Raw genomic sequence first — 16,641 nt, 5'->3', positions numbered from 1 at the left:
TCCTTTGGAAGGTCGAAAATGGCGGGCCCCGTGAGCCCGCCGACTGCATTCAACGGTAGCTGATCCCAGGCTTCTCGGTAGAAACCCGAGTGCCGGCGGTGCCCTTGACGATGTCCTCGATGTTTTCCAGCGAGCTGATCACGGCGACCTTGCCGGTATTGCGGGCGAAATCACTGGCTGCTTGAACCTTCGGCCCCATGGAGCCGGCAGCGAAGCCCAAGCGTTCGAGTTCGTCCGGGTGGGCCTGGGCAATGGCTTTCTGCGTTGGCTTGCCCCAGTCAATGTAGGCTGCATCGACGTCGGTGGCGATTATCAGAAGGTCGGCTTCCAATTGTTCGGCCAGCAGCGCCGAGCACAGGTCTTTGTCGATCACCGCCTCGATGCCTTTGAGCTTGCGGTTTTCATCGTACATGGTGGGGATGCCGCCACCGCCGGCGCAAATCACGATACTGCTCTTTTCCAGCAGCCACTTGATCGGGCGAATTTCGAAGATGCGCTTGGGTTTCGGGCTGGCCACCACGCGGCGGTACTTGTCGCCGTCGGCCTTGACTACCCAGCCCTTTTCCTTGGCCAGGCGCTCGGCTTCTTCCTTGCTGTAGACCGGGCCGATGAACTTGGTCGGGTCCTTGAACGCTGGGTCGTTGGCGTCCACTTCCACCTGAGTCAGCAAGGTGGCGAACGGCACCTCGAAGGCCAGCAGGTTGCCCAGTTCCTGTTCGATCATGTAGCCGATCATGCCTTCGGTTTCGGCACCCAGCACGTCCAGTGGGTAGGCTTCGTCCGGCTTGTAGGAAAGGGCCTGCAGCGACAGCAGGCCGACTTGCGGGCCGTTGCCGTGGGCGATGACCAGCTCGTTACCGGGGTGAATCTTGGCGATCTGTTCGGTGGCGGTGCGGATATTGGCGCGCTGGTTGTCAGCGGTCATGGGCTCGCCGCGACGCAGCAGGGCGTTGCCGCCCAATGCAACAACGATACGCATGGGGAATGTCCTTTGCATTTGCAGAAGAGGGGTACACCTCGCCCCCCACAAGGAGGGCGAGGTACGCCGTCAGAGGTCAGCCAGGGTCGAAACCAGAATCGCCTTGATCGTGTGCATGCGGTTTTCCGCCTGCTCGAAGGCGATGCAGGCGGGTGACTCGAACACGTCGTCGGTCACTTCGATACCGTTGGCCAGGTCTGGGTACTGTTCGGCGATCTGCTTGCCGACCTTGGTTTCGGAGTTGTGGAACGCCGGCAGGCAGTGCATGAACTTGGTCCGTGGGTTGCCGGTGGACTTCATCAGTTCGGCATTCACCTGATAAGGCTTGAGCTGCTTGATGCGCTCACCCCAGGCCTCGATCGGCTCACCCATCGATACCCACACGTCGGTATGCACGAAGTCCACACCCTTGACCGCGGCTTTCGGATCTTCGGTGAGGGTGATGCGCGCGCCGCTTTCTTCAGCGTACTTCTTGCAGCGTTCGACCAGGTCGTCGTGTGGCCACAGCGCCTTGGGCGCGGCGATGCGCACATCCATGCCAAGCTTGGCGCCAATCAACAGCAGCGAGTTGCCCATGTTGTTGCGGGCGTCGCCCAGGTAGGCGTAGCTGATGTCGTGCAGCGGCTTGTCGCTGTGTTCGCGCATGGTCAGCACGTCGGCGATCATCTGCGTCGGGTGATATTCGTCGGTCAGGCCGTTGAACACCGGTACGCCGGCGAACTTGGCCAGCTCTTCGACGATTTCCTGCTTGAAGCCACGGTATTCGATGGCGTCGTACATGCGCCCGAGCACACGGGCAGTGTCCTTCATGCTCTCCTTGTGACCGATCTGCGAAGAGTTTGGGTCGATATAGGTAACGTTGGCGCCCTGGTCATAGGCGGCCACTTCGAACGCGCAGCGGGTACGGGTGGAGGTTTTTTCGAAGATCAGGGCAATGTTGTTGCCCTTCAGGTGCTGCTGTTCGGTGCCGGTGTACTTGGCGCGCTTGAGGTCGCGGGACAGGTCCAGCAGGTAGCGCAACTCGCGCGTGGTGTGGTGTTCCAGGCTGAGCAGGTTGCGGTTGTGAATGTTGAACGCCATGACAGTTTCTCCTTGAGTCCGGTGATGTCCCGGCCGCCACTTTGTGGGTGCGGCCGGGCGTAATGGTCGTTAGTAGTCGATCGGGTCGCGCACAATCGGGCAGGTCATGCAGTGGCCGCCGCCCCGGCCCCGGCCCAGTTCGCCGGCGCTGATGGTGATGACCTCGATGCCGGCCTTGCGCAGCAGGGTGTTGGTGTAGGTGTTGCGGTCGTAGCCGATGACCACGCCGGGCTCGATGGCCACCACGTTGTTGCCGTCATCCCACTGTTCGCGCTCGGCGGCGAAGCTGTTGCCGCCTGTTTCGACCACGCGCAGGCCACCCTTGAGGCCAAGCTGCTCGCCGACCACTTCGATGAACGACTTGTTGATACGGCGCACATCCATGCCGTAAGGCTTGCTTTCGTCCGGGCGGATGATGAATGGCACGATCTCTTTCACCACTTCCGGGAAGACCGTGACCAGGTCGCGGTCGCAGAAGCTGAACACGGTGTCCAGGTGCATGGCGGCGCGGGACTTCGGCAGGCCGGCAACGATCACTTCCTTGACGGCGCCCTTGGCGAACAGGTTCTGCGCCAGTTGGCCAATGGCCTGGCGCGAGGTGCGCTCGCCCATGCCGATGAGCACGATGCCATTGCCGATCGGCATCACGTCACCGCCTTCGAGGGTGGCATTGCCGTGGTCCTTGTCCGGGTCGCCGTACCACACCTGGAAGTCAGCGCCGGTGAATTCCTTGTGGAACTTGTAGATGGCGGTGGTCAGCAGGGTTTCCTGGCGGCGCGCCGGCCAGTACATCGGGTTCAGCGTGACGCCGCCGTAGATCCAGCAGGTGGTGTCGCGGGTGAACTGGGTGTTGGGCAGTGGCGGCAGGATGAAGCTGGAGTGGCCCAGGTAGTCGTTGTACATCTTGACCACATCGGCGCCTTCGCTCTGTGGCAGGTCCTGGCCCGCCACACCACCGATCAGGAATTCGGCCAGGTGACGCGGGTCAAGGCCTTCGAGCCAGCTGCGCACTTCGTTGGTCAGCCCCACGCCGACGGTGTCGGGGGTGATCTTGCGGTCGAGGATCCACTTCAGGGCCTCTTTGTTCTGCACGATGTCGGTCAACAGGTTGTGCATTTCCAGCACATCCACGCCACGCTCGCGCATCTTGGTGACGAAGTCGAAATGGTCACGCTTGGCCTGGTCGACCCAGATCACATCGTCGAACAGCAGTTCGTCGCAGTTGCTCGGCGTCAGGCGCTTGTGCGCCAAGCCCGGGGCGCAAACCATCACTTTGCGCAGTTTGCCGGCTTCGGAGTGGACACCGTACTTCTGTTTTTCAGCGGACATGGTTTCATTCCTCCAATTGAACGAAAACGTGGGTCAAAGGGTCAGGAAGCCGTCGTACAGGCCAAAGGCTGCCACCAGGGCGCCGACGACCACGGCTGCGAAGATCAGTTTTTCCACGTTGGTGAAGACAGGTTGGCCTACCTCACGCTTGGCCTTGGCGAACAGGATGGCGCCAGGTGCGTAGAGCAGGGCCGAGAGCAGCAGGTATTTCACACCGCCGGCGTACAGCAGCCAGACGGCGTACAACAAGGCGATACCGCCGATGATCAGGTCTTTCTTGCGCTCGGCCAGGGCCTGTTCGTAGGTTTCGCTGCGCAGTGCCAGCAGGAAGGCGTAGGCCGCCGACCACAGGTAGGGCACCAGGATCATCGAGGTGGCGAGGTAGATCAGCGACAGGTAGGTGCTGTTGGAGAACAGCGTGATCACCAGGAAGATCTGCACCATGGCGTTGGTCAGCCACAGGGCGTTGGCCGGTACCTGGTTGGCGTTCTCGCGGCGCAGGAACTCCGGCATGGTGTGGTCCTTGGCGGCGGCGAACATGATCTCGGCGCACAGCAGCACCCACGACAGCAGGGCCCCCAGCAGCGAGATGATCAGGCCGACGCTGATCAGCACCGCGCCCCAGTGGCCGACCACATGTTCCAGCACGGCGGCCATCGACGGGTTCTGCAGCTTGGCCAGCTCTGGTTGGGTCATGATGCCCAGCGACAGCACGTTGACCAGCACCAGGAACAGCAGCACGGTAACGAAGCCGATGACCGTGGCCTTACCCACGTCAGAGCGTTTTTCCGCCCGGGACGAGAAAATGCTCGCGCCCTCGATGCCGATGAACACCCACACGGTGACCAGCATCATGTTGCGCACCTGGTTCATCACGCTGCCAAGCTCTGGTGTGCCTACGGCCCAGATGTCGGCGGTGAAGATATCGAGCCTGAAGGCGAACAGGCAGATCAGGGCGAACAGCACCAGCGGCACCACTTTGGCCACGGTGGTGACCAGGTTGATGAACGCTGCCTCCTTGATACCGCGCAATACCAGGAAGTGCACGGCCCACAACAGGATCGACGCGCCAATGATGGCGGCCGGCGTGTTGCCTTCACCGAAGATTGGGAAGAAGTAGCCCAAGGTGCTGAACAACAGCACGAAGTAGCCGACGTTGCCCAGCCAGGCACTGATCCAGTAGCCCCAGGCTGAGGAGAAGCCCATGTAGTCGCCAAAACCGGCCTTGGCGTAGGCATATACCCCGCCATCCAGATCAGGCTTGCGGTTGGCCAAGGTCTGGAACACGAACGCCAGGGTCAGCATGCCGACCGCGGTGATGCCCCAACCGATCAACACCGCGCCAACCCCTGCGCTGGCGGCCATGTTTTGCGGCAGCGAGAAGATCCCGCCACCAATCATCGACCCGACGACAAGTGCAACTAACGCACCAAGCTTTAGTTTTCCGGATGAATCAGACATTTAACAACTCCTGCCAGGAGAAAGTTGACGACAGAATAGATCCGACGCCTTTGCCGTAACCTGACTTGCGTCAGTTTAAGGCGATGTGAAGGTAGGAAATTTCCTTCACGGGTGCTCCTGGAGAGTGCCGACAGCTTAAGCTGCAGGCCTTGCGCGCTGGCACCTCCATGTCCTTCTAGAGCAAACGCTCTGTTCAGCCTGCGAAGCTTGAAACTAGCCGCTTTTGCCGCTTTCGCAAATTTTTCACAAGAATTTTGAGTTTTATCAGTTTCTTTTCTAGTTGCCGTACTGCTGCTAATTTTGAGAGAAGGGCTGCATAGACAAAGCAGTTATTAGTGCTATAGGTTTAACCCGCGTCTACAGTATAAGTAACAACATTTATATGGCCCGCAAAGCGGTTACAAATGCATGACAGGGCTTGAAAAAAGGGAGGCTCATGAGCGAACCGGGACAGAAGCTGCGCCTGGGCGCGCTGATCGCGCTGGTGGTCGGCTCGATGATCGGTGGCGGGATCTTCTCGCTGCCGCAGAACATGGCCGCGCGCGCCGATGTGGGGGCTGTGTTGATCGGCTGGGGGATCACCGCGGTTGGCATGCTGGCCCTGGCCTTCGTGTTCCAGACCTTGGCCAACCGCAAGCCCGAGCTGGACTCAGGGGTGTACGCTTATGCCAAGGCCGGTTTCGGCGAGTACATGGGCTTTTCCTCGGCCTGGGGCTACTGGATCAGTGCCTGGCTGGGTAACGTTGGTTATTTCGTACTGCTGTTCAGCACCCTGGGCTTCTACTTTCCCGTTTTCGGCGAAGGCAACACGCCCATTGCCATCGGCTGCGCCTCGCTGTTGCTGTGGTCTGTGCATTTCCTGGTGCTGCGAGGCATCAAGGAAGCCGCGTTCATCAACCAGGTGACCACGGTAGCCAAGGTGGTGCCGCTGTTGATCTTTGTGGTGATCGCGGCATTCGCATTCCGCGCCGATATCTTCACCCGGGATATCTGGGGCCTCAGCAACCCGCAGTTCGGCAGCGTGCTGGAGCAGGTGCGCAACATGATGCTGGTGACCGTGTTCGTATTCATCGGCATCGAGGGCGCCAGCGTGTATTCCGGGCGCGCCGAGCGTCGTTCTGACGTGGGTAAGGCCACGGTCATCGGCTTTCTCGGTGTACTTGCGCTGCTGGTGCTGGTCAACGTGTTGTCGCTGGGGGTGATGACCCAGCCGGAGTTGGCCGGGCTGCAGAACCCCTCGCTGGCCTCGGTGCTGGAGCATATTGTCGGCCCCTGGGGCGCCTTGCTGATCAGTCTCGGCCTGGCAGTCTCGCTGCTCGGCGCCTTGCTTTCGTGGGCGCTGCTGTGTGCCGAGATCCTGTTTGCCACGGCGCGGGACAAGACCATGCCGCGCTTTCTAGCCAAGGAAAACGCCAACCATGTGCCAGCCAACGCCCTTTGGCTGACCAACTGCATGATCCAGGGGTTCCTGCTGATTACGCTGTTCTCGGCCGGTACCTACACCAGCCTCATCTACCTGGCCTCGTCGATGATCCTGGTGCCCTACCTGTGGTCGGCGGCCTATGCCGTGCTGCTGGCGGTGCGCGCAGAAACCTATGCCGGGCAGCCGGGGTTGCGGCGCAAGGACTTGCTGGTGGCGCTGGTTGCCTTGCTGTATGCCGTGTGGCTGCTGTATGCGGGCGGGCTCAAGTACCTGTTGCTGTCGGCGCTGCTGTACGCCCCAGGTGTGATCCTGTTCGCCAGGGCCAAGCATGAGCAAGGCCAGACCCTGTTCACTAGCTGGGAAAAACTGATTTTCGCCGCTGTGCTGGTGGGCGCTGCGCTGGCGGCCTACGCCTTGTATTCAGGGCTGCTGAGCTTGTGATGGGGCGGGGCAGGCGTGCTCCGGGCGCGACCAGATCCACAGGTTGCCCAGGGTCATGCCGGCGATAGCCAGGAACACTGGCCAGTGGTGTTCAAGGAAGGTCAGCATCAGCCCGGCGCACAGCAGCATGCTGAGGGTCGCGCTGACCTTGGCCCGGCGCTGGATCACCTTGCCGTTGCGCCAGTTGTACAGGATCGGCCCGAACAACCGGTGGTTCTCCAGCCAGGCCGAAAGGCGCGGTGAGCTGCGCGTGGCGGCCCAGGCGGCCAGCAGGATGAACTCGGTGGTCGGCAAGCCGGGAATCACGATGGCGACCAGGCCCACTCCGAGGCTCACGTAAGCCAGGATTCCATACAACAGGCGGGCGAGTTTCGAGCGGGCTGGTTGGGTCATGTTCTCACTGCATAAAACGGTTCGGCCACCGGAGGGGTGGCCGGCTACGGCGTATCAAACCAGCGCGGCATCCGCGGCATAGGCGTGCTTGAGCAGCTCGGTGAAACGCTCGAAAGCGGCAACCGCACCGCGCTCGGCAGCGGCTTCCTCTTCGGCCGAGAGTTCCAGCCCATCAAGGATGCGGGTGAACTGCTTCCAGCCTTCGGCACGGCCACCGGCTGGCTCGCCCAAGTGGCGGGCACCGAAGCTGTCGGACAGTTCCAGGGCCACGGCACGCTTGATCAGAAACGCAGCGCCCAGTTTGGAGCCTTCGGAGACGAAGATCCAGCCCATTGCCTCGCCCAGGCTTGGGTTGCCCACGGCACCTGGCACGGCGGCCGGCACTTCGGTGTCGAGGTCAGCGAGGTCGAGACGGGCCTGGTCTGCGCGGCAGCGCTCGGCCAGGTCGGGGACGATGGCGATCAGTTGTGGGTCGTTGTACAGCGCCTGCAGCTCGGATTGGAACAGGTACTGGGCAACGACAAAACGGGCGAAGCTTTCGCGGCTGTCGAAGGGCGCGTGGGATTTGACCAGGACATCCAGCTCGGCGTGCGGGGCGTGGGTGATCTGGTTCAGGCGCTGGGAGCGCAGGGCTGGGCGTTCGGTCATGGGGCAGTCCTTGGAAAAAGGGGCGTCTAGATACAAGACGAAACAGCGGGGGCGGGACAGTAAAAAAAGCCAGTATTTGTGTTGCCTGTACCGGCCTCTTCGCGGGTGAACCCGCTCCCACAGGAACATCACAGGGCCCAAGGCCTGCGCAATACCTGTGGGAGCGGGTTTACCCGCGAAGAGGCCGGTACAGGCGTGAGGGATCAGATATCCCAAACCACATTGATACCGAAGTTGCGCCCTGGCATGGTCAAGCGGTCGATGTTGGCTGGCTGGGTCACAGCTGCCTCACCCTGGCCGTCGTAGCTGCGTACCGAATCCCACTGCCAGTATTTCTTGTCGGTGAGGTTGTACAGGCCGGCGTTGATGGTCACGTCGTCGGTAACCTTGTAGAAGCCGGTCAGGTCCAGCACGCCGTAGCCCGGGGTGCGGAACTTCGAGCTCGAACCGTCGGGGGAGTAGAAGCTGGAGTCGTCGACACGGGTCTTGCGCTTGACCAGTGTCCAGCTCAGCAGGCCGCCGTAGTTCTGCTGCTCGTAACCCAGGCCGAATACGCCCTTCAGCGGGTTGACGCTGTTCAGCGGTTCACCGGTGTCATCGTTACGACCATAGGTGTAGGCAATCGAGCCCTGGGTATAGAGGCCCTGCGGTGCGCCGAAGTGGTCCAGGTTCAGGCGGCCCTTGACCTCGGCACCCTTGATGGTGGCGTGCTTGATGTTGTTGGCCTGGAAGGTCTGTTCCAGGTTGGCGCTTTGCACGGCGTCTTCGTCGATGAAGTCGCGGTACTTGTTGTAGAACACCGCCACGTCGAAGTTACCCGCGTCGAAGTTGCCACGCAGGCCGGTTTCGTAGCTTTTGCTCTTTTCTGGTTCCAGGCCGGGGTTGCCTTCTACGCGGTAACCTTCCTCAAGGTTGACGAATTTTCCGTACATGGCCTTGGCGGTCGGGGTGCGGAAGCCTTCGGCGTACTGGCCATACCAGGTGTAGTTGTCGTTGAAGGCGTAGGTCACGCCGAGCTTGGGCGACACACGGTGCCACTTCTTGTCCGAGTCGTCCTGGGAGGTGGGTGCCGTGCCGGTGGACTCCAGGCCGCGCAGGAATTCGTCGGTGAACTTGGGTTCCATGCGCGTGTAGTCGTAGCGCGCACCGGGCATGAAGGTCCAGTTGTTCCAGCGGATTTCATCCTGCACGAACAGGCTGTAGGTGTTTACGGTCGGGTCCGGGAAGTCGCTGACCAGAACCTGGCCGTCTGCCGGGCGTTCGGCGCCAGCGGCGGAGCAACCGGAGCCCACGGTCAGGCAGGTGCCGGTGCCGCTGCGGGACCCGGTGATTTTCTCGTGCTTGATCGTGGTGCCATAGGTCAGCAGATGGTCGGTGGCGCCGATGCTGAAGGCCTTGTCCAGCTGGGCGTCGAACACCCACTGGCGGTCCTTGTAGGTGGTGTCGCGGGTACGCAGCACCTGGCGGCCAGGCGGTGCGTAGACTTCTTCGGTGTGCTGGTCGGTCTTGGCGATCTGGTAGTTCAGGCTCCACTTGACGTGGTCGGCGACCAGCGAATCCAGGCCGAACTCATGGTTGATGCCAAAGCGCTCGCGGGTGATGGTGTCGTTGCCATTGCGCGCCTTGTAGTAGCCCATGCCGCCAAAGCCCGGAATGAACGGCCCGCCCACCGCGCTGAGGATGTTCTGGTCGCGGTCATCCTTGTAGCGTTCGTAGGTGAAGCCCAGGCGCGCGTCATCGGCGTAGTTCCAGCCCAGCTTGGCCAGCACGTTGGTGGTGCGCACATCCATTGGATTGGCTTCGGTGCGCGACAGGCCGGCACCGCTGTGGCTGCCGTGGGTTTCAGTCTCGTGGCCGTTGCGCTGGCTCAGGTGCAGCAGGCCATCGAAATCACCCTCGCGGCCGGCGACGGTGGCGGAGGTCAGCCAGCTTTCGTCAGCCGAGCTGTAACCGGTTTTCAGGCGTGCACCCACGTCTTTGCCAGGCTTGATGATGTCGTCCGGGTCGAGGGTGAAGTAGCTGACCGCGCCGCCGATGGCGTTGCTGCCGTACAGCACCGAGGCCGGGCCGCGGAGGATTTCCACGCGCTTGACGATTTCTGGGTCGACGTAGTTGCGTTGGGTCTGGGCATAGGGGCCGTAGAAGAAGCTATCCGGGATCGATACGCCGTCAACCTGGGTGAGGATCCGCTCGCCGTCGATACCCCGGATGTTGTAGCCGTTCAGGCCGCTGCGCTGGCCGGTACCTGCCACCGACACCCCCGGCTCGTAACGCACCAGGTCCTGGATGTTGTTGACGTTTTGCCGGTCCAGTTGCTCGCGGGTCTGCACGCTGACCGTGCTCGGCACCTGGCTGACGTCCTGGGCGCTACGGGTGGCGCTGACGGTCACCTGCTGCAAAGCGATCACGTTACCGACGGTCTGGCGCTCAAGAACCACGTTGCCGTTGCTGATCTTGCGAAAGCTCAGGCCCGTTCCATGCAGCAGGCGCTTGAGTGCGGCATCTGGCGGCAGCGAACCCTGTACCCCAGGCGAGGCCACGCCGTCGGCCAGCTCGGCGCTGAAGCCGACCTGCCAGCCGGTGACCTGGCTGAAGGCGTTGATCGCCGACACCAGGGGCTGCTGGCCGATGCTGAAGCGATAGTCGCCCATGCGCGGGCTGCTGGCCTGGGCCGGCTCGGCGGCCAGCGCCGGGAGGCTGCAGGCACCGCTGGCAAGCAGGGCCAGGGTCAATAGGGACAGTTGCCCTGTACGGCGGGGAAGGGTGGACGAGCGGGTAGGACCAGTGGACATCGGAAGCGCTCCCAGACGCGCGGACTGTTATAGGTGATGACTGTTCTCGTTTTCAAACAAGAATCAGTTGCATTGGCTATAACGAGACGAGCGGGGTAGCACGACCGCGTAAAAATAATTTCAGGGTCAGTTCAGAATGACCAGCGCCGGGTACTCATGCAGCTGTGCCGAGGTGATGTGGGCCAGCGCGCGCAGGGTTTCCAGCGGCTGGTCGAGGCGGTAGTTTCCGGTGACGGCAACGTCTTCCAGCTGTGCATTGCGGTTGATGATCCAGCCTGGGTAGTAACGCCGCACTTCGGCCAGCACCTGGCTCAAAGGGCAGTTCTCGAACACCAGGCGGCCATCGATCCAGGCCAGGTCCTTTTGCATGTCGGGGCGCTGGCGCTGGCCAAAGCCTTGCGGGCCGACGCTGATGCTGTCGCCGGCACTCAGGCGGATACGCTGGTCACGTGCGCCTTGCAGGTCGACATCGCCGCGTTGCACCCGCACCTGGGCCTCGCCGTCGAGGTAGCGCACGGCAAAATCGGTGTCGCGCACCTGGGCGCGCACAGGCCCTGCCTGCACCTCCAGCGGCAACAGCGCGCCCTCCGGTACCTGGAAGTACGCCTCGCCTTGTAACAGGCGGGCGACCTGGCGGCCGTCCCGGCGGTCGTTGGCAAAGGCCGAATTGGTGTTGAGCAGCACTTTTGCGCCGTCGTCCAGTTGCAGGCGCTGGCGTTCGCCCACCACGGTCAGGTGATCCGCCTGCAGGCGCATGGGCAGGTTACCGACGGTGAACAGCCCCACCAGCAGCACCGCGGCGGTGGCCAGGGGTTTCCAGTGGCTGCGCAGGCGCCCACGCCATGAGCGGCGTTGCTGCTGGTGCATCTGCGTGGCCGCCTGGTGCAACGGCGTACCGTTCCACAATGCCTCTGCCTCGACATAGGCCTCGGCGTTCTCCGGCGCGGCGCTCAGCCAGGCTTCAAAGGCCTGGGTGTCTGCGGCATCTGCGCATTGCAGGCGTACCAGCCAGTCCAGCGCCTCGTCCATGGCACGAGCACGGGCACTGGGCCCGGCAGGTGACGGGCGAGGGGCAGGGCTGTCGGTCACGGTGAATCCTTGAATGGTTTTTGCGAATGATCAAGGCTAAGGCGGGGTGTGGCAAGGGCTTTGCGTTGCCGTTCGCCTGCGCTCAGCTCACTTGAGGCGCTCGGCAACACCCATGCAGATCGCCATGATCAGTTTCAATTCCTTTTGTACCGTGCTGGGCGAAACACTCAGTTGTTCGGCAATTTCCAGGTAGGTGGCGCCATGCAGGCGGCTGAGGATGAAAATGCGTTGCTGGCGCTCGCTTAGCTGATTGAGGCTGATGCTCAGGTGCTTGAGCAACTGCTCGGCATGGGCGGCATCCTCGCTGCTGGTGGCGGGAGCGGCTACGCTGTGCAGCACTTCGTCGGGCACATCGTCGACCAGCATGCGCGCCTGCACCCGGCGTGCGCGCAGGTGGTCCAGCGCCAGGTTGCGCGCGGTCTGGAACACGAACGGCTCGATGTGCTCGATGGGCCGCTCGCCCAGGGCACGGGATACCCGCAGGTAGGTTTCCTGCAGCAGGTCTTCGGCCGTGCTGGGGTTGCCGACCATGCGCTGCAGGGTACGCAGCAGGGTAAGGCGCTGGACGAGGAAGACGGAGTTGAACCGGGACTGACTCACGGGGAAACCTGGCCGACGAAAGGTTAATGATAATGCTTATCATCTGTGTCGTAGGTCAAGTGGTGAAATGTTAGGAAAAGGTAAAGATTGTGAGAGCTCCGTCGCTGCGCGGTCCCTTGTAGGAGCGGCCTTGTGTCGCGATGGGCTGCGCAGCAGCCCCGAAATCTCGGCTCCAGCACCAATTGTCGGGGCCGCCTTGCGGCCCATCGCGACACAAGGCCGCTCCTACAGGGCGTGTGTCAAATCTTAGCGGGCGTTGCTCAGCGCCAAGCAGTTATCCAGCATCCGGTTGCTGAACCCCCACTCGTTGTCATACCAGGCCAGCACCTTGAGCATGCGCCCATTGGCCCGGGTATGGTTGGCATCGAAAATGGACGACAGCGGGTTGTGGTTGAAATCGCAGGAAACCAATGGCAAGGCGTTGTAGCCCAATACCTTGGAATGCTTGCTGGCTTCAAGGAACAGCTGGTTGACCTGCTCGGCGGTGGCCTCGCGCTTGAGGTTGACGGTGAGGTCCACCAGCGACACGTTGATGACCGGTACCCGCACCGCCATGCCGGTCAATTTGCCGGCCAGCTCTGGCAGCACCAGGCCGACGGCCTCGGCGGCGCCAGTCTTGCTCGGGATCATCGACTGGGTGGCCGAACGCGCGCGATATGGGTCGCTGTGGTACATGTCGGTCAGCACCTGGTCATTGGTGTAGGCGTGAATGGTGGTCATCAGGCCTTGTTCGATGCCGAACTCGCGGTGCAGCACCTGGGCGATCGGCGCCAGGCAGTTGGTGGTGCAGGAGGCATTGGAAATGACCTGGTGCGAGGCCCGCAGGATGTCGTGGTTGACCCCGTACACCACGGTGGCATCGGCACCCTTGGCGGGTGCCGAGACAATCACCTTGCCCGCCCCGGCGGCCAGGTGTGCAGCGGCCTTGGCGCGGTCGGTGAATAGCCCGGTGCACTCGAACACCACGTCGATCGCCTCGGCCTTCCAGGGCAGCTCGGCCGGGTTGCGGATGGCACTGACCGCGATTCGGTCACCATTGACCGTCAGGCTCTCGTGGTCGGCCTCGACACTGGCGTCGAAGGTGCCGTGCACACTGTCGTACTTGAGCAGGTGGGCATTCATGGCGCTGTCGCCCAGGTCGTTGATGGCGACGACCTGCAGGTCCTGGCGGTAGCCTTGGGTATACAGTGCGCGCAGGACGTTGCGCCCGATGCGGCCGAATCCATTGATGGCGATGCGAAGGGTCATGGCAGTACCTCTGGCAGTCCGAGTGAAACCTGTGGCACAAAGGAGCTTCACTGAAACGGTTTTGTTGTTGGAATTACAAGATTATTCACTGGCCGATAGAAAACAAGCCTTTTTAGTGGCAGTATTTTGTTTAAACATACAACGAGTGGTTGGGCGACGTGCCTCCACCGATGCAGCGGGCTCCTCACCTTGAGCCTAGGCCGCAATCGTTTGGAGGGGAAATGCCCGGTAAACCGCCCTTACAATTAGCCTGGAGTCCAGTACATGCATCCGCGCATCCTTGAGGTCACCCAGCGGCTGGTCGAACGCAGCCGTGCCACCCGCGAACGTTACCTGCAGCTGATTCGCGGCGCGGCCAGTGAAGGCCCCATGCGTGCCAGCCTGCAGTGCGCCAACTTCGCCCACGGCGTGGCCGGTTGCGGCAGCGAAGACAAGCACACGCTGCGCCTGATGAACGCGGCCAACGTGGCTATCGTCTCGGCCTACAACGACATGTTGTCCGCCCACCAGCCGTACCTGCATTTCCCCGAGCAAATCAAGCAGGCCCTGCGTGAGGTCGGCTCGGTCGGCCAGTTCGCCGGTGGCGTGCCGGCCATGTGCGACGGTGTGACCCAGGGCGAGCCGGGCATGGAACTGGCCATCGCCAGCCGCGAAGTGATCGCCATGTCCACGGCTGTCGCGCTGTCGCACAACATGTTCGACGCCGCGCTGATGCTGGGCATATGCGACAAGATCGTTCCTGGCCTGATGATGGGCGCGCTGCGTTTCGGCCACTTGCCGACCATTTTCGTACCGGGTGGGCCAATGGTGTCCGGCATTTCCAACAAGCAGAAGGCCGACGTGCGCCAGCGCTATGCCGAAGGCAAGGCCAGCCGTGAGGAACTGCTGGAGTCGGAGATGAATTCCTACCACAGCCCAGGCACCTGCACCTTCTACGGCACCGCCAATACCAACCAACTGGTGATGGAGGTAATGGGCCTGCACCTGCCGGGCGCTTCGTTCGTCAACCCGTACACACCGCTGCGCGACGCACTCACCGCCGAGGCTGCGCAGCAGGTGACACGCATGACCAAGGCCAGTGGCAGCTTCATGCCGCTGGGTGAAATCGTCGACGAAAAAGCGTTGGTCAACTCCATCGTCGCCCTGCACGCTACCGGCGGCTCGACCAACCACACCCTGCACATTCCAGCGATTGCCCAGGCTGCGGGTATCCAGCTGACCTGGCAGGACATGGCCGACCTTTCCGAAGTGGTGCCGACCCTGTCGCACGTCTACCCCAACGGCAAGGCCGACATCAACCACTTCCAGGCGGCTGGTGGCATGGCCTTCCTGATCCGCGAGCTGCTCGACGCCGGGCTGCTGCACGAGGATGTCAATACCGTGGCCGGCCACGGCTTGCGTCGCTACACCCAGGAACCGTTCCTCGACAACGGCAAGCTGGTGTGGCGCGAAGGGCCGCAGCAGAGCCTGGACGAGAGCATCCTGCGCCCGGTGGCGCGGCCGTTCTCCGCCGAAGGCGGCCTGCGGGTGATGGAGGGCAACCTGGGCCGTGGCGTGATGAAAGTGTCCGCCGTCGCCGCCGAACATCAGGTGGTCGAGGCCCCGGCGCGGGTGTTCCAGGACCAGCAGTCGCTGGCCGATGCGTTCAAGGCCGGTGAGCTTGAGCGTGACTTTGTCGCCGTGGTGCGCTTCCAGGGGCCACGTTGCAACGGCATGCCAGAGCTGCACAAGCTAACGCCATTCCTCGGTGTGCTGCAGGACCGTGGCTACAAGGTAGCGCTGGTTACAGACGGGCGTATGTCCGGTGCCTCGGGCAAGATCCCGGCGGCTATCCACGTTTGCCCCGAGGCTTACGACGGCGGCCCGCTGGCGCGTGTGCGCGATGGTGATATCGTGCGGGTCGATGGTGTCGAAGGTACCTTGCGGGTCATGGTCTCGGCCGAAGAGTTGGCCAGCCGCGATCTGCCGCCGGCGCCCCAGGGCAATGACCTGGGTTGCGGGCGCGAGCTGTTCGGCTTCATGCGCATGGCGTTCAGCCCGGCAGAGCAGGGCGCGAGTGCGTTCACTTCGGCCCTGGAGAACCTCAAATGAAAGACCTGCTGGTTGGCGACATCGGCGGCACCAATGCCCGTTTTGCGTTGTGGCGTGACAACCAGCTGCATGATGTGAAGGTTTTCGCCACTGCAGACTACACCAGCCCGGAGCAGGCCATTGAGGCTTACCTCGAAGGCCAGGGCATCGCCCGCGGTGGATTGGCGGCGGTATGCCTGGCGGTAGCTGGGCCGGTCGATGGCGACGAATTCCGCTTCACCAACAACCATTGGCGTCTGAGCCGCACCGCCTTCTGCAAGACCTTGCAGGTCGATCAGCTGTTGCTGATCAACGATTTCACTGCCATGGCGCTGGGCATGACTCGCCTGCGCGAAGGGGAGTTCCGCGAAGTGTGCCCCGGCCAGGCCGACCCTTCGCGGCCGGCGCTGGTGATCGGGCCAGGGACAGGCCTGGGGGTGGGCTCGCTGCTGCGCCTTGGTGAGCAGCACTGGCAAGCCCTGCCAGGTGAAGGCGGGCATGTTGACCTGCCGGTGGGCAATGCCCGCGAAGCGGCGATCCACCAACACATCCATGGGCAGATTGGCCATGTCAGCGCCGAGACCGTGCTCAGTGGGGGTGGCCTGGTGCGGTTGTACCAGGCGATCTGCGCACTGGACGGCGACACCCCCAGGCACAAGACCCCGGCGCAGGTCACCGATGCCGCACTGGGCGGCGAGCCTCGAGCGCTGGCGGTGGTCGAGCAGTTCTGCCGGTTTCTTGGGCGCGTGGCGGGTAACAATGTGCTGACGCTGGGCGCGCGAGGTGGGGTCTATATCGTCGGCGGCGTGATTCCGCGCTTCGCCGAGTTGTTCCTGCGTAGCGGGTTTGCCGCCAGTTTTGCCGACAAGGGTTGTATGAGTGGTTATTTTGCTGGCGTGCCGGTGTGGCTGGTGACGGCCGAGTTTTCCGGGTTGCTGGGAGCCGGGGTGGCCTTGCAGCAGGCTTTGGATCATAGCTAGGCGTAAGGGGGCCGCTGCGCGGCCCATCGCGACGCAAGGCCGCTCCTACAGGGATCGCGCAGTGTGTAGGAGCGGCCTTGTGTCGCGATGGGCTGCAAAGCAGCCCCA

Annotated in this window: 13 protein-coding genes; 3 read left to right on the top strand and 10 right to left on the bottom strand. The window is 62.6% G+C overall.

Annotated elements, in window-relative coordinates:
* Positions 1-49 precede the first annotated feature (49 nt).
* The 4 genes from arcC to arcD (Q9451_RS25530) all read right to left on the bottom strand — a co-directional run bounded on the left by arcC (position 50) and on the right by arcD (Q9451_RS25530) (position 4,849).
* Complete coding sequence (gene arcC, locus Q9451_RS25545; RefSeq protein ID WP_012270692.1) at positions 50-979, bottom strand: carbamate kinase; 930 nt, start codon at positions 977-979, stop codon at positions 50-52.
* A 69-nt stretch (positions 980-1,048) separates the two neighbouring features.
* Positions 1,049-2,059: an ornithine carbamoyltransferase gene (locus Q9451_RS25540; protein WP_012270693.1), complete on the bottom strand. Its 1,011-nt coding sequence runs from the start codon at positions 2,057-2,059 to the stop codon at positions 1,049-1,051.
* A 69-nt stretch (positions 2,060-2,128) separates the two neighbouring features.
* A complete protein-coding gene (gene arcA / locus Q9451_RS25535) occupies positions 2,129-3,388 on the bottom strand; it encodes an arginine deiminase (protein WP_012270694.1) in 1,260 nt (419 codons plus the stop codon).
* A gap of 33 nt (positions 3,389-3,421) precedes the next feature.
* Positions 3,422-4,849 (bottom strand): arginine-ornithine antiporter, encoded by a 1,428-nt coding sequence (arcD, locus tag Q9451_RS25530; RefSeq protein ID WP_012270695.1) that lies wholly within the window; start codon positions 4,847-4,849, stop codon positions 3,422-3,424.
* Positions 4,850-5,285: 436 nt separating this feature from the next.
* Here arcD (Q9451_RS25530) and arcD (Q9451_RS25525) point away from each other — a divergent pair, with 436 nt between their 5' ends.
* The gene (arcD, locus tag Q9451_RS25525) at positions 5,286-6,713 is read left to right on the top strand and encodes an arginine-ornithine antiporter (protein ID WP_012270696.1); all 1,428 of its coding nucleotides are present in this window, start codon (positions 5,286-5,288) and stop codon (positions 6,711-6,713) included.
* Here the strand turns inward: arcD (Q9451_RS25525) and Q9451_RS25520 are convergent.
* From Q9451_RS25520 to gap, 6 genes are all read right to left on the bottom strand, one after another.
* Complete coding sequence (locus Q9451_RS25520; RefSeq protein ID WP_012270697.1) at positions 6,693-7,106, bottom strand: YbaN family protein; 414 nt, start codon at positions 7,104-7,106, stop codon at positions 6,693-6,695. The two genes, arcD (Q9451_RS25525) and Q9451_RS25520, sit on opposite strands and share 21 nt — an antisense overlap.
* A 54-nt stretch (positions 7,107-7,160) precedes the next feature.
* Positions 7,161-7,754, bottom strand: a complete 594-nt coding sequence (locus Q9451_RS25515) for a biliverdin-producing heme oxygenase (protein ID WP_012270698.1) — start codon at positions 7,752-7,754, stop codon at positions 7,161-7,163.
* Between the two features lie 203 nt (positions 7,755-7,957).
* The gene (locus Q9451_RS25510; RefSeq protein ID WP_012270699.1) at positions 7,958-10,546 is read right to left on the bottom strand and encodes a TonB-dependent receptor; all 2,589 of its coding nucleotides are present in this window, start codon (positions 10,544-10,546) and stop codon (positions 7,958-7,960) included.
* Positions 10,547-10,672: 126 nt separating this feature from the next.
* Entirely contained in the window at positions 10,673-11,635 is a 963-nt protein-coding gene (locus Q9451_RS25505; protein ID WP_012270700.1) for a FecR domain-containing protein, read from the bottom strand.
* Positions 11,636-11,722: 87 nt separating this feature from the next.
* Positions 11,723-12,235 carry a sigma-70 family RNA polymerase sigma factor gene (locus Q9451_RS25500; protein ID WP_012270701.1) on the bottom strand — a complete coding sequence of 171 codons (513 nt, stop codon included), beginning with the start codon at positions 12,233-12,235 and terminating at the stop codon, positions 11,723-11,725.
* A 246-nt stretch (positions 12,236-12,481) separates the two neighbouring features.
* A complete protein-coding gene (gene gap / locus Q9451_RS25495) occupies positions 12,482-13,483 on the bottom strand; it encodes a type I glyceraldehyde-3-phosphate dehydrogenase (protein ID WP_012270702.1) in 1,002 nt (333 codons plus the stop codon).
* A gap of 264 nt (positions 13,484-13,747) precedes the next feature.
* Here gap and edd point away from each other — a divergent pair, with 264 nt between their 5' ends.
* Positions 13,748-15,574, top strand: coding sequence for a phosphogluconate dehydratase (edd, locus tag Q9451_RS25490; RefSeq protein ID WP_012270703.1), 1,827 nt, complete (start codon positions 13,748-13,750; stop codon positions 15,572-15,574).
* Positions 15,571-16,533, top strand: coding sequence for a glucokinase (locus Q9451_RS25485; protein WP_012270704.1), 963 nt, complete (start codon positions 15,571-15,573; stop codon positions 16,531-16,533). The genes edd and Q9451_RS25485 overlap by 4 nt, the downstream gene beginning before the upstream one ends.
* Positions 16,534-16,641 lie beyond the last annotated feature (108 nt).

Source organism: Pseudomonas sp. NY8896, assembly GCF_039634505.1.
The sequence above is the reverse complement of the archived record's forward strand: the minus strand, read 5'-3'. Positions and strand labels throughout refer to the sequence as shown.